Here is a 14530-nt window from a genome sequence, read left to right as displayed (position 1 = left end):
GGCTATGGATTATTGGCCCGGCGCGCCAGCCACTCTTTAATTTGCTGGCGATGCAGGCTAACGGAACGACCAACGACAACGACGATAAGCAGCGCACCGGAAAGGGCGCTGGACACCTGATTTGGCACTCCTGCCATTTGCAAACCTTGTTGCAAATATCCCACTAATAAAACCGCAATGGCGGTGCCGATAATCGAACCGGAACCACCATAAATATTGGCACCACCAAGCACCACGGCAGTGATGGCGGGCATCAGAAACGACGCACCGAGATCGGAACGCGCAGAACCAAAATACGAAACCAGCAGCACGGCGGCGACCGCAGACGCCAGACCCGTCATGGCATAGAGCGCGCATAAGGTACGGTTAACTGGAATTGCGCTATAAAGCGCCACGCGTGGGCTTTGTCCAATCAAAAACACATTACGTCCGGCATGGGTTTTATGCAGCCACAGCCAGAAAACGATGAGACATATCAGAAAGATAATCAGTGGAATGGGGATGCCCAGCACGGTGAGGTTAGCGAAATCAGTAAACGCCATCGGGAATCCGCCAATACCTTCGTACCCCGTCGCCCCCGCCATCCCGGAAAGCAGCAGGGCGCTTCCGGCAAACAGATACAGCGTGCCAAGCGTAATCACCAGCGGGTTGACTTTGGTATAGATGATTAATCCGGCGTTAATCAGCCCACACAATGCGCCAAGCAGTAACGTCAGGATAATCGCCAACGGAATCGGCACACCGCCTTGAAATAACACACCCAATGCGATGGCACACAGGCCGATGGTTGAACCAAACGAAATATCGATCCCGCCACTGACAATCACCATCGTGAGTGGCAGGGCGACAATGCCAATGCAGATAAAATCACTGGTACTGAACAGCAACACGTTGAGATCTAACATCCGCGGGTTAATTACGCCAAAAGCGACAATCTCAATGACTAATAGCGCAGCGAGTGCCAGCTCCCAACCATAACGGATATGCGTCATGTGGCCTCCCGTTTTTTACCTGACGACGCGGGTTTAACGACTGGCGGTGGCGTCATAAAACGGGCATATTTTTGCCGCCGTAGATTACGTTCCAGCGCGCAACGCAGGCGTCCATCAAACACCAGCACTGCCAGCAGAACCAGGCCAGCGATGAAATCATTCCACCATGCAGGAATTCGCAACAGCACCAGTACGCTATCGATCTGCGTCAGGAACCAGGCACCGAGTACTGCGCCGATGATCGCGCCGGAACCGCCGAGCAAACTAATGCCGCCAAGCACGCAGGCGGCAATAGCTTTCATCTCCAGCCCGGTGCCGGTCTGATTAGGGATAAAACCAATCTGCGAAGCAAACACAATTCCCGCCAGTGCCGCCATGCAGCCATTCAACGAAAACGCCACAACACGAATGGCTTCCGTACGAACGCCCAGTTGACGAGCCCCCTGCAAATTATCACCCGTGGCATAAAAACTGCGTCCAAACGCCGTCTTTGCCAACAGCCAGGCCATAAATGCCACCAGAATTAGTGTCAACCAACCAATAGCCGAAACGCCAAACAGCAGCGGGACGGAGAGCTGTTTCAGTTCGGCGGGTAACCCTTCAATCCATTTACCGCCGGTCCAGAGCAACATAATGCCCCTGTACAATCCTAATGTGCCGAGCGTGGCGACAATGGCCGGGATCTTTAGCCAAGCGACCAGTACACCGTTGAAAAATCCCGCAAGCAAGCCGAGCAGTAACGTCGCGACACAAGCAACAGGCAGTGAATACCCCGCGTTCAGTAACATCCCCAACAGCACCGCGCACATTCCGGTAATCGAACCCACTGAAACATCAATATTGCGCGTCAGCATCACCAGCGTCGCGCCCATTGCCAGCAGGATCAGAATTTGCGCGCTGCTATAAACCATAGTCAGCGTTTGCAAACTTAAATACTGACGGTCTAGAAAACCGGGTAATACAAACAGCAGCACAACCGCCAGCAGCGCCGTTATCTCTCGGTTATTCTGGATAAGTTTCAGCATGCAGCCTCCTTGCGCTGACTATCACCGAAGGCGACGCGCATAATGGTATCGACATTAATATCGCGCCCGGTCAGCGCAGAGTGGGCAATTTCACCCTGATGCATCACATACACGCGGTCAGCCATCAGTTCGATCTCTTCCAGATCGGAGGAAATAAGTAGCACCGCCACATTTTGTGCGGCGATACTGCGCAGCAGCTGGTAGATATCATTACGCGCCGAGACGTCGACGCCGCGCGTCGGTTCATCAACAATCAATACTTGCGGTGAGGCCTCCAGACATTTGGCAATCAGGATTTTTTGCTGATTGCCACCGGATAATGTCCGTGCAGCTTGTTCCGGTTGGTTAAATTTAATGTTCAGCGCCCGACGATATCGTTCCAGCGTGGCGTTATCTTTCGCGGTTTTTGCCCAGAATCCGCGTTGATTATGGGTGAGGGCGCAGACGTTCCACACCAGCGAAGCATCGAGATTCAGTCCTGAGGACTGGCGATCTTCTGGTAGATAAACCAGACCGTGATGCAAACGTTCTCCGGTGGATAATTTATTGACCTCTTTTTCATTCAGCATGATGCGCCCACCACGCAAAGGCCGCAGACCATATAACGTTTCCGCCAGTTCCGTACGCCCGGCACCTACTAGTTCAGCCAGGCCAAGAATTTCTCCGGCATTGAGCGTAAAACTGACATTCATAAAACCTTCGCCAGTCAGATTTTCGAGTACCAGTACCGATGTTCCGGCTGCATGTTGTGGGCGATTACCGGGTAACTCCAGCCATAACTTTTGACTGGCTGAGAGGGATTTTTCCCGCGTTGCTGGCGTGATGGCCTGAATGATGTCGTCGGTAGACAGCTCGTTAGTTTTGCCACTTAACGCGATAATTCCGTCGCGCATCACGCTAATACGATCGGCAATCTGGCGAATTTCCGGCAATTTATGTGAGATAAAAACAATACCCACGCCAGTGGCGAGCAGTTCCCGCAAGCGGCTAAACAAGCGTTCGGTTTCCGCAGGGGTAAGCGACGCTGTAGGTTCATCGAGAATAAGAATTTGCGAGTCGCGCATCAGACCGCGCAATATTTCCACCATTTGGCGGTCGGCAACATCCAGTGAGCCCGCCAGACTATGGAGATCAAACTGGCAGCCCAGTGCCGCCAGCAAGTTATTCATCTTTTGCATGGAGATCTGTTTTTTTGCCAGACCAAACAGAATGTTTTCTTTTATCGACAGACTGGGAAAGAGCAACGGTTCCTGGGGAACGAGATAAATCCCCAGTTGGTGAGCATGTACAGGCGTTAATCTGGCGTAGCTATTGCCACCAATCTCCAGCGTGCCGCTATCAGCGGGCGTAATACCGGCGATGATTTTCATTAGCGTCGATTTACCCGCGCCGTTACCGCCGAGCAGGGCGTGGACCTCACCTTGATGCAACGTAAAATCGATGCCTTTCAGGACATTAACGCCGGAATACTGTTTATAAACCGAGCGGGCGCAAAGTAGCGGTAACGCGCAGATATCACTCGTTTGCATATTTTCCCCCGTTCAGTTCTGCAGGTGAGTTTGAACAAATGTATTTTTGCTTTTAATTTGTTCATAACCTTAGGTGGCTATTGCGCATAATTCCGACGAATGGATCACAATTTATGCTAATTTGATTTTTATGGTTGCGTTTGTTAATAACTGTTTGACTAAACTGTGGTGGCTATCACAGATATAAGCGCGCAATAACTGAACAATTGCATTAAAGATTTAAATATGTTCAAAGTGAAGAATGAATTATGACAATCAATGATTCGGCAATTTCAGAACAGGGAATGTGTGAAGAAGAACAGGTCGCGCGGATAGCGTGGTTTTACTATCACGACGGGCTAACTCAGAGCGAGATCAGCGATCGCCTCGGGCTAACGCGTTTGAAAGTGTCGCGGTTGCTGGAGAAAGGGCATCAGTCCGGCATTATTCGCGTGCAGATTAATTCTCGCTTTGAAGGCTGTCTGGAATATGAAACGCAATTACGTCACCAGTTTTCATTACAGCATGTCCGGGTGATCCCTGGACTCGCAGATGCTGATGTCGGCGGGCGCTTAGGAATTGGCGCAGCCCATATGTTGATGGGATTGCTCCAGCCACAGCAAATGCTGGCGATTGGCTTTGGCGAGGCAACGATGAACACGCTGCAACGCTTAAGTGGTTTTATTTCGTCACAGCAAATTCGCCTGGTAACACTCTCCGGTGGCGTCGGCTCTTATATGACAGGCATCGGGCAACTTAACGCAGCGTGCAGCGTTAACATAATTCCGGCGCCATTACGGGCATCTTCGGCTGAAATTGCCCGAACGCTGAAAAATGAAAACTGCGTCAAAGATGTCCTGTTAGCCGCGCAAGCTGCGGATGTGGCAATTGTCGGTATTGGCGCCGTGAATCAAAAAGAGGATGCGACTATTATTCGCTCCGGTTATATCAGCCAGGGTGAACAGTTAATGATTGGCCGAAAAGGGGCCATTGGCGATATTTTAGGTTACTTTTTTGACGCAAAAGGTGACGTTGTCACGGATGTCAGAATACATAACGAACTGATTGGCTTACCTTTAACCGCGATGACAACCATTCCAATTAGAGTAGGTGTGGCAGGGGGAGAAAACAAAGCCGAAGCGATCGCCGCTGCGATGAAGGGCGGTTACGTCAACGCACTGGTTACCGACCAGGATACTGCTGCTGCAATTTTGCGTGGTTAATTTTGCATGACCTTATTACCGGGAACGATGGAGAACGTATAGAGGAACAGACAGAACGCTTAAGCCGAGGACAATCTAATGGCTCGACTCTTTACCCCTTCAGAATCAAAGCATTACCTGATGGCGCTAGACGCAGGCACCGGAAGTATCCGGGCTGTTATTTTCGACCTGGAAGGCAATCAAATCGCAGTAGGACAGGCGGAGTGGCGGCATCTGGCAGTACCTGATGTTCCCGGTTCAATGGAATTTGATCTGAATAAGAACTGGCAACTGGCGTGTGAATGTATGCGCCAGGCGTTACATAATTCTGGTATCGCGCCGGAATACATTGCTGCCGTTTCGGCATGTTCGATGCGCGAAGGTATTGTTTTATATAACAATGAAGGAACACCGATCTGGGCCTGCGCCAATGTGGATGCCAGAGCGGCGCGGGAAGTCAGCGAACTTAAAGAACTGCATAACAATACCTTTGAAAACGAAGTGTATCGCGCGACTGGACAAACGCTGGCATTAAGCGCTATTCCCAGATTACTTTGGCTGGCGCATCATCGTTCCGATATCTACCGACAGGCGTCGACCATTACCATGATCAGCGACTGGCTGGCCTATATGTTAAGTGGGGAACTGGCGGTAGATCCGTCTAACGCTGGCACCACGGGACTTCTCGATCTAACCACCCGTGACTGGAAACCTGCATTGCTGGATATGGCCGGACTGCGGGCCGATATTCTTTCTCCTGTCAAAGAAACCGGCACATTACTTGGCGTTGTGAGCACGGACGCTGCGGACCTTTGCGGTCTGAAGGCTGGCACTCCGGTGGTTGTGGGAGGAGGGGACGTGCAACTCGGTTGCCTGGGATTAGGCGTTGTGCGTCCGGCACAAACTGCTGTTCTTGGCGGAACGTTCTGGCAGCAAGTAGTGAACTTAGCCGCACCAGCGACCGATCCGGAAATGAACGTGCGCGTCAATCCTCACGTTATTCCTGGCATGGTACAAGCTGAATCTATTAGCTTTTTTACCGGACTCACCATGCGCTGGTTCCGCGATGCCTTTTGTGCCGAAGAAAAATTGATTGCCGAACGTTTAGGTATCGATACTTACACACTGCTTGAAGAGATGGCCAGCCGGGTACCGCCAGGATCGTGGGGCGTGATGCCGATATTCTCCGACAGAATGCGCTTTAAAACCTGGTATCACGCTGCGCCTTCCTTTATTAACTTGTCCATTGATCCGGATAAATGTAACAAAGCGACGTTGTTCCGTGCACTGGAAGAAAATGCGGCGATTGTGTCGGCATGTAATTTGCAGCAAATTGCTGATTTTTCAAATATTCATCCCACATCGTTGGTTTTTGCTGGCGGAGGTTCAAAAGGGAAATTATGGAGTCAAATTCTCGCTGATGTCACAGGATTACCCGTCAATATTCCGGTGGTCAAAGAAGCCACCGCATTAGGGTGTGCCATTGCAGCTGGCGTCGGTGCCGGGATTTTTTCATCCATGGCAGAAACCGGAGAACGCCTGGTGCGCTGGGAACGAACGCACACACCAGACCCGGAAAAGCATGAGCTTTATCAGGATTCACGCATTAAGTGGCAGGCTGTTTATCAGGATCAGCTAGGGCTTGTTGATCACGGACTGACGACATCGTTATGGAAAGCACCGGGATTGTAGTGACATGATGAAAGCCACATCCTTATGGTGTGGCTGCCAGGCTTCAGAGTTTGAAGACTCAGACGAGCAATGGCGACTGCAAAGATCGCTGTGGTGAAACTGTAGCGCAGACATGTCTATTTGGTCAGGATTGGTCAGAGACGGACATTAGGATATTGCAGCTACAACATTGGTGCGCATAATGTATATTATGTTAAATTGCGAATTGGATCTTACACTCACGTCTCGCCTCGTAGAGTCAGCAAATTACTACCCTACTGTCAGAATCTTGATTCCCCAGGATGCTGGAGCTCTTTTTCGATTTTTTAATTAGCTACAGCTGATGGACATCCCCCAGCCTGTACGGCTGGGGAGCCCATGGAGGGTAACTAGATATTCTTATGGAAGAAAACGTCTAACTTTTGCGTCGCCTGGTCAACGTATTCAGGCACCCAATATGTCTCAATGTGGGTAGCACCATCGATCAGGAAAAGTTCTTTGTCCTTCGTACCGGTAGCTTTAGCGAATGCATCTTTAGTCATATAGAGCGTATCCGCTTTTGAACCGGCAATCATTAGCAGAGGTTTATTGATCAGGTTGATATGGTCCGTCACGTCAAAGTTCATCAAGTCTAACAGACTGCTCGTGGTGTATTTAAACGTTGAGTTTGGATGTGCGTGGGTTTTCCAGTAGTACTCGTAGCCCTGGCGATATAACGCAAAAGGTAATTTAGCGATCTGTTCATCAGTCAGGTTGGCATCACCGGAGTAAAGCACTTCGCCACCGGCTACTTCCTGAGCTCGTGCATCTGAAGCCTGCTGAAGCCGTTGCTGAATAGTATCCAGCTGTGAATCCTGCATACCATTGCGCCGTACAAGTCCTGAATTAAACATGCTAATGGTTGCAATCGATTTGAATCGTTTGTCCGTCTCGGCGGCAGCAAGTGAATACCCTCCTCCCCCGCAAATCCCCAACAAACCAATACGGGTGCTATCAACACCGGGATACTGGCTGATGAAATCAGCCATACCGTGGATATCTTCAATACGATTCGCAGGTTTGTCTACGTTACGTGGCAGCCCTCCGCTGGCCCCTTGATAAGCAGCATCGGCGGCGATGGTAATATATCCGTGTTCAGCCAGGCGTTGGGCATATAATCCGGCGACCTGCTCTTTTACGCCACCATTAGGGTGAGCCACCACTATTGCCGGATATTTTTTCGCAGGGTCATAGTTAGCAGGTGTATACACATTCGCTGCAATCTGAATGCCATGCAGATCATATTTCACAGGATGGATATTGACCTTGCCTGAGACATTTTCGGTGATAGCCCCGTCATAGACGAGAGTAAACGGGTTCTTTTTGTAATCTGCTGCATTTGCTGAAGTGATACCGACGACTGCCGTCATCAGCATTGCACTTAAAAGTGTCAATTTCATGGTTTCTCCCGATAAAAATGCGTGTTCATAAGGCAACCGAGATGGAACGTTCAGACACAGAGTAGAGAGAAAAAGCTGTCAGCATCATGACCGCTAAATAACATTTTTGTCAGGAAACCCCAGCTCATCGTGTTTTCCGTTGACGACGGTTGGAATACGCTTTCCCGGGTCTGATTTATGAATCAGACTGATTAACCCTATCGGTCAGGCTCTCTCAAATGAACATAAATATGTTGCTATACTCATTCTGACTTAAGCGGCTGTGATATACCCCGTATAAAATAAGTCACTTATAACAGTTCGACAAATAAAATTCGCAGCTTCTGAGTTGATAACTATTATATATACCATGGCAAGGATATTAATATGGCGACACTTGAGCAAGTTATTATTTTCTTTCTTCTTATTGGCATTGGCGTTATAGCACGTAAAGTGGGAGTTATTACACAGGGAAATACGCCCCAACTCACATCTCTTGTTTTTAACTTTGCGATGCCAGCCATTATACTTTCCGGGGTTACGACTGACCAGCCACATATTTCCAGAAAGGGACTTTCCATCGTACTTGCATCCGCATTCACTACACTTATTTTACTGATTATTTGCAGTCGTATGCTGGCAAGAATTTTACGCTATGAAAGAGAATACCATGGTGTGATTACTGTTATGACAACATTTACTAATGTTTCCATGATGGGAATCCCAATGATTTATTCTTTATATGGCGCCGAAGCCATGATTTATATCACTGTATTTTTACTCCCATATAACTTGTTGTTCTTTTCATATGGTTATTACTGCATGAAAGACCAGAGTGGTAATGCTGAAACTCTTAGCTTTAAAAATATGTTAAACGTTATCAATCCGGGGATTGTTGCCTGTATTCTTGCTTTGCTTTTATATATTTCAAATGTGCATATTCCTTACATCATTGCACAACCAATAAAAATGCTGGGCGCAATAACTGGCCCGGTTTCAATGCTACTGATAGGCTCATTCCTGTTAGACATCGAATGGAAATCTGCCTTTAAGGATGTGAAAGTATGGATATTCACTTTTTTTAAAATGGTCATCATTCCGCTTGTTATTATATCAATAATGAAGTTATTCATTAACGATGGGCTACTGTTGGGTGTCCTGCTTGCTGCGGTAGCAACGCCAGCTGGTGCAGGAACTCCCTTATTAGCTCAGATGTTAAATAAAAAAGTTTATCCGTTAGCTCTTAAAGGTGCGACATTAACCACACTGGTGTCACTTATTACGATGCCTCTCGTGGCAATGATGACAGGTATCGGATAAACCAGGAACGCTATTTTAAACCATAATAAAACATCAGAGATAATATATGAACCATAACACTCTATTCAAAAAAACGGTCGGTAATATCTTGTTGTCCGGACTAATTAAAAATTCGCAATTCCCTGACAATCCTGCAAGTATTGAAGCATTCCAGCGTTCCTGGAATCCCTATTCAGGGGAACTTGATAATGACCTGAATGCGAAAACACTTGCACAGTTATTTGAAAAAATTGGTCAGGGTATTTTAATCACTCACTCGATGGGCGGTACTATTGGCTGGAGAACGCCCTTTTATACCGACAATGTAAAAGCCATTGTTGCTTATGAGCCAGGCGGAACACCATTTATCTTCCCGGAAAATGAGATGCCTGTACCGGTGAAAACCACATTTGCACCATTGAGTGCTTCCGCGATGGGTGTTCCCATGAACGAATTTCTCAAACTCACGCGAATCCCAATCGTTATCTATTATGGCGATTTTATTGCTGAAAAACCGGATACTGCCGTTGGCCCGGATAAATGGAGAAGTGAATATGAAATGGCAAAGCAATTTGTTATGACAGTCAATCGTCACGGTGGAGATGCCACCCTTGTCCATCTTCCTGATATTGGTATCAAAGGCAATTCTCATTTCCTGATGGCGGAAAAAAATAATCAGGAGATTGCCGGGATACTGGCATCGTGGTTACACGATAAAGGACTCGATAAATAAATCAGCACCCTAAAACCATTGATGGAGAGGGATAAATATTATGCGCCTTTTACTTATAGAAGATGAAGAGAAAACCTCGACGTATATCAGTCGTGCATTGAAAGAATCAGGGTTCATCGTTGATATTTCAGCCGATGGTGCTGAAGGGCTTCATTACGCACTGGAATTAGACTACGACGCGATAATTCTTGATGTGATGCTACCGGGCATGGATGGTTATCAGGTACTGGAAGGCGTCCGGGCCAGAAAACAGACCCCCGTGCTGATGTTGTCAGCACGGGGGTCTGTCGACGAACGTGTCAAAGGGCTTCGTATGGGCGCGGATGATTATCTCCCTAAACCCTTTTCTCTCATTGAATTGGTGGCGCGTATTCAGGCGTTGGTGCGTCGCCGCCCTACTGATGGCGCAGACATCACCCAACTGCACATTCAGGATCTGCATCTCGACTTACTGGCGCGCAGGGTATTTCGCCGTGGAACGAGATTGGAACTAACTGCGAAAGAGTTTTCCCTGTTGAGCCTTCTGGCCCGGCATCAGGGAGAGATTCTGTCAAAGATGATGATTGCTGAACAAGTCTGGGACATGAATTTTGATAGTGATGCCAATGTGGTTGAAGTCGCTATAAAACGTCTACGCGCCAAAGTTGATGCCCCATTCGATGTTAAGTTGCTTCATACCGTTCGCGGCATGGGGTACGTCCTCGAAGTCCGGCCTGAGTGAATAAAGGGGATAAGCATGCTCAAGCGTTCCATCTCTGTCCACCTGGCGCTGATGTTTGCTTTATCCGCGCTGCTGATTGTTTCCGTTATTGGTATCCTGCTCAGAAGCTCTTTGCATGATTCCTTGCAAAAACAGATGCACAACGAACTGTTGTTCAGGGAATCATTGATGAGTCCGTGGATCACCGCGCGAACCTCGGCCGATGGTTGGTCCACGCTTGCCAATAAATTCACCGTATTAACCAATTCCGAAGGTGAGCGTGTTCGCTACTGGATTGTCAGCGATAACCCGCGTTTTAGCGTGGGAGGAATGCCGCCGGTGGGAGTTCAGTGGTCTTCTTTACGGGAGGGATTTAATAAAGTGCCCGGCACATCAGAGGGCGCATGTTCACTGTTTTTGTTAGTGAAAACGATCCCGGCAAACGGTGAAAGACCTGAGTTACGTTATGTGGTCGCCATTGATTTCACGCCGTACATGGGAACGCTCAATGCCTTTACGCGGACACTGCTGATCATTGCGGCTCTGGGCGTAGCGATTGTCGCCCTGCTGGGCTACGTTGTTTCAAAGATTGGCCTGCGTCCGGTTGGTATGCTCAGTAAGCAGGCGCAACATCTCGTCCCTGGGGACCATAGTCAGCGACTGGACGACAGAGCCTTGCCCGAGGAGTTGCAGCAACTGGCATCATCATTTAATGGCGTGCTGGAGCGCCAGGAAATCGCCTGGCGGCAACTCGAAAGTTTTAATGCCGATGTTGCTCATGAACTCCGCACGCCGCTGACTAACCTGATTGGCCAGACGCAACTGGGGCTGTCACGACGGCGCTCTCATGAGGAACTGGAAGAATTATTGGGCTCGAATCTGGAAGAGCTTGAACGTATGACATCCATCGTCAATGACATGCTGTTTCTGTCTCATGCCCACGCGGGAGAACAGGCTTCTCAGCTTAAACAAGTCTCCTTGCGAGAAGAAACCCTCAAGACAGCAGAATATGTCGAGCCTTCTTTTACAGAAAAACAGCTTTCGCTGGATGTTGAAGGCGATGTCATTGCGCTTATCGATCGGCGGCTGTTCCATCGCTCACTGGCCAATTTACTGGAAAATAGTGCAAGACATTCCCCCTCCAATAGCGCGATTACCGTCCGGTTAAGCGAAAGGGATAATCAGGCCTGTGTTGAAGTTTCCAATCCGGGCGATCCGATAGCACCTGAGCACTTACACCGACTTTTTGAACGGTTTTATCGCATCGACACCTCCCGAGCAAGAAGTGATGCCCATCATGGGTTGGGTCTGTCGATTGTGCGCGCCGTCGCTATTATGCACCGGGGAGATGTCTTTGCCCGTAGTGAAGGTGGCATCAATACATTTGGCCTCACGTTTGCGATACAAGCGAATAAAACGGCGGGCAATTCGCCTTCAGGCACTGAGTCTGGAGCAACGTTAACTGACAAAATTGTCAGCGAGGCGTCAGCCTGACGACATGTCACGCTGATTAGAATCATGGCATCCCCTCCCATCACCGTAGATAAGGACGCTTTGTATGATCAGACAGTTACGTTATCTCGGGCTACTACTGCCTCTCTTCACAACTTCATCCTGGGCTGCGGAGCAAAATTCCGCTGTCCATATCGCTCCTGCCGGAAGCCAGACGGCGGTGTATGGCTCGGCGGAGAACTTTACCGGTCGTGTCCGGGTTGATCCGCTGTTCAGCGCTGACAACGACATCCATGCAAGGAAGTTTTTCTGCCGGGGGTACCATCATCACCGCACCGGGAACATTTGACGCGAAAAAGCCGTTGGACTCAGCAGGTCAAACTTATCATGGCGATCATGCGTCGGTGTTCTATCAAATACCGGAAAATCCGCATAAATATTCCATAGTTATGCTGCATGGCGCAGGCCAGTCTTCCCGCACCTGGGAAAGTACGCCGGATGGTCGTGAAGGATTCCAGAACATATTCCTGCGCCGCGGATTCTCCACGTATATTGTCGATCAGCCGCGTCGGGGTGATGCCGGACGTACCACTGTAGAAGGTACGGTTACACCAAAACCAGATGAGCAGATGTGGTTTAACCAGTTCCGTGTTGGCGTCTGGCCAGAGTATTTTAAAGGCGTCCAGTTTCCCCACGACAAAGAGGCACTAAATCAGTATTTCCGCCAGATGACTCCAAATACAGGGCCGTTTGATGTCAATGTCATTTCTGATGCGATGTCTGCCGTAGTGGATAAATCAGGCCCGGCAATTCTCTTTACTCACTCTCAGGGTGGTGGACCAGGCTGGTATACCGCGATGAAAAACAACAAGGTCAAAGCCATTGTCGCCTTCGAGCCTGGTAGCGGTTTTGTGTTCCCGGAAAAAGAACTCCCTGCCCCTATGCCAAGTGCGTTCGACACGCTGAAGGGGGAATCCGTGCCAATGGAACAGTTTATGGCGCTGACTAAAATCCCGATTTTGATTATTTACGGCGATAACATACCGGATAAGCCTGTAGCCATGCCCGCCCAGGACAGCTGGCGAGTACGCCTGGCAATGGCGCGTAAGTGGCGTGACGTGGTTAACATGCATGGCGGGGATGTGACGGTGACGCATCTGCCTGAGGCTGGAATCAGAGGTAATACCCACTTTCCGTTCTCCGACCTGAATAATGTGCAGATCGCTGATTTGGTGAGTCGGTTTTTGAAAGAGAAGAATCTGCAATAGCTATTTTAGAAGATCACCTTAACCGTTTAATAGTTTATCACGGATTTCATTGCGCGTACCCGTTATAGCATTAAAAAAAAGCGCCCATTCGCTGTTGGTGATGTATTTACGCATATTTCCTCCTGTCAGAGTTATACCTAAATTTTACACTATTAATTAAAAGGAAGACTTATCAGTTTCGGAAGTTGGCGTGTAAATGTTCCCCGAACGCCGTATTGACGTTATCTTCCCGGGCCTCCAAAGATATTTACATTCAGGGCAACAACTCCTTCACGCAGTTACCTATAACGGAGTATTACTACCAAAATAATAACTTACCCCATCAACATCGTTGGCAGGGGTTATGGTAATTATCTATTTTTCCGATAATCTTTAAAGACGTTTTAAAAATTAACCGCTAACTAATAATGATATTTTACTGGCTAATTTTTACGTGCTGATCACGGCAGGCAAAATAACACATTAAAATAACACCAAAAACCTCGATATTATCAGTAACGCATGTTGCATCTCTTTGTTTTGTATAATAAAAACATGATTAAATAATTACAAGAAACAAAATAAAATTAGGATTTTGTTATTTAAAACTCAGACCTTAGAGCTTGCTTAGTTTATCGATAAATCCTACTTTTTTATTGCGATCCAATCATTTTAAGGAGTTTGAAATGGATAAGAAGCAAGTAACGGATTTAAGGTCGGAACTACTTGATTCACGTTTTGGTGCAAAATCTATTTCCACCATCGCTGAGTCTAAACATTTTCCGCTGCATGAAATGCGCGATGATGTCGCATTTCAAATTATCAATGATGAATTATTTCTCGACGGTAACGCTCGTCAGAACCTGGCAACTTTTTGCCAGACCTGGGACGACGAAAATGTCCATAAATTGATGGACCTGTCGATCAATAAAAACTGGATCGACAAAGAAGAATATCCGCAATCCGCAGCCATCGACCTGCGCTGTGTAAACATGGTTGCTGACCTGTGGCATGCGCCTGCGCCGAAAAATGGCCAGGCCGTTGGCACCAACACCATTGGTTCTTCCGAGGCCTGTATGCTCGGCGGGATGGCGATGAAATGGCGTTGGCGCAAGCGTATGGAAGCCGCAGGTAAGCCGACCGATAAACCAAACCTGGTCTGCGGTCCGGTGCAAATCTGCTGGCATAAATTTGCCCGCTACTGGGATGTTGAGCTGCGTGAGATCCCTATGCGCCCCGGCCAGCTATTTATGGATCCGAAACGCATGATTGAGGCCTGCGAC

Annotated in this window: 12 protein-coding genes and 1 pseudogene; 9 read left to right on the top strand and 4 right to left on the bottom strand. The window is 48.4% G+C overall.

Annotated features, from left to right (window positions below):
- Positions 1-2: 2 nt before the first annotated feature.
- From lsrD to lsrA, 3 genes are read right to left on the bottom strand one after another with little or no spacing between them, the layout of a single operon-like run.
- Positions 3-992, bottom strand: a complete 990-nt coding sequence (gene lsrD, locus A9180_RS18040) for an autoinducer 2 ABC transporter permease LsrD (RefSeq protein ID WP_064529949.1) — start codon at positions 990-992, stop codon at positions 3-5.
- Positions 989-2017, bottom strand: a complete 1029-nt coding sequence (lsrC, locus tag A9180_RS18035; RefSeq protein WP_064529948.1) for an autoinducer 2 ABC transporter permease LsrC — start codon at positions 2015-2017, stop codon at positions 989-991. Before lsrC ends, lsrD begins: the two co-directional genes overlap by 4 nt.
- A complete protein-coding gene (gene lsrA, locus A9180_RS18030) occupies positions 2011-3546 on the bottom strand; it encodes an autoinducer 2 ABC transporter ATP-binding protein LsrA (protein WP_064529947.1) in 1536 nt (511 codons plus the stop codon). Before lsrA ends, lsrC begins: the two co-directional genes overlap by 7 nt.
- 248 nt (positions 3547-3794) lie before the next feature.
- On the opposite strand from lsrA, the gene lsrR reads away from it, so the two are divergent.
- Both lsrR and lsrK read left to right on the top strand, forming a co-directional pair.
- Positions 3795-4748, top strand: coding sequence for a transcriptional regulator LsrR (gene lsrR, locus A9180_RS18025; protein WP_064529946.1), 954 nt, complete (start codon positions 3795-3797; stop codon positions 4746-4748).
- A 78-nt stretch (positions 4749-4826) separates the two neighbouring features.
- Positions 4827-6419: an autoinducer-2 kinase gene (gene lsrK / locus A9180_RS18020; RefSeq protein WP_064529945.1), complete on the top strand. Its 1593-nt coding sequence runs from the start codon at positions 4827-4829 to the stop codon at positions 6417-6419.
- 368 nt (positions 6420-6787) lie between these two features.
- Here lsrK and A9180_RS18015 read toward each other — a convergent pair whose 3' ends face one another.
- Positions 6788-7813 carry an alpha/beta hydrolase gene (locus A9180_RS18015; protein WP_410402967.1) on the bottom strand — a complete coding sequence of 342 codons (1026 nt, stop codon included), beginning with the start codon at positions 7811-7813 and terminating at the stop codon, positions 6788-6790.
- Positions 7814-8203: 390 nt separating this feature from the next.
- Here A9180_RS18015 and A9180_RS18010 point away from each other — a divergent pair, with 390 nt between their 5' ends.
- From A9180_RS18010 to A9180_RS17985, 7 genes and pseudogenes are all read left to right on the top strand, one after another.
- Positions 8204-9136: an AEC family transporter gene (locus A9180_RS18010; RefSeq protein ID WP_064529943.1), complete on the top strand. Its 933-nt coding sequence runs from the start codon at positions 8204-8206 to the stop codon at positions 9134-9136.
- Positions 9137-9182: 46 nt separating this feature from the next.
- Complete coding sequence (locus A9180_RS24805; protein ID WP_262364633.1) at positions 9183-9848, top strand: hypothetical protein; 666 nt, start codon at positions 9183-9185, stop codon at positions 9846-9848.
- Positions 9849-9888: 40 nt separating this feature from the next.
- The gene (locus tag A9180_RS18000; RefSeq protein WP_064529942.1) at positions 9889-10569 is read left to right on the top strand and encodes a heavy metal response regulator transcription factor; all 681 of its coding nucleotides are present in this window, start codon (positions 9889-9891) and stop codon (positions 10567-10569) included.
- Between the two features lie 15 nt (positions 10570-10584).
- Positions 10585-12042, top strand: coding sequence for a heavy metal sensor histidine kinase (locus tag A9180_RS17995; protein WP_064529941.1), 1458 nt, complete (start codon positions 10585-10587; stop codon positions 12040-12042).
- 64 nt (positions 12043-12106) lie between these two features.
- A pseudogene (locus tag A9180_RS24800) lies at positions 12107-12292 on the top strand (cupin domain-containing protein); the annotation flags it as partial.
- A gap of 1 nt (position 12293) precedes the next feature.
- Entirely contained in the window at positions 12294-13268 is a 975-nt protein-coding gene (locus A9180_RS17990; RefSeq protein ID WP_149025981.1) for an alpha/beta hydrolase, read from the top strand.
- A 665-nt stretch (positions 13269-13933) separates the two neighbouring features.
- Positions 13934-14530 (top strand): pyridoxal-dependent decarboxylase (locus A9180_RS17985; protein ID WP_074399634.1); only part of this gene is annotated, 597 nt, incomplete at its 3' end.

Origin of the sequence: Escherichia sp. B1147 (assembly GCF_001660175.1) — a bacterium.
Lineage (GTDB): Bacteria > Pseudomonadota > Gammaproteobacteria > Enterobacterales > Enterobacteriaceae > Escherichia > Escherichia whittamii.
Note: the sequence above shows the minus strand (reverse complement) of the source record. Positions and strands in the feature narration are given on the sequence as shown.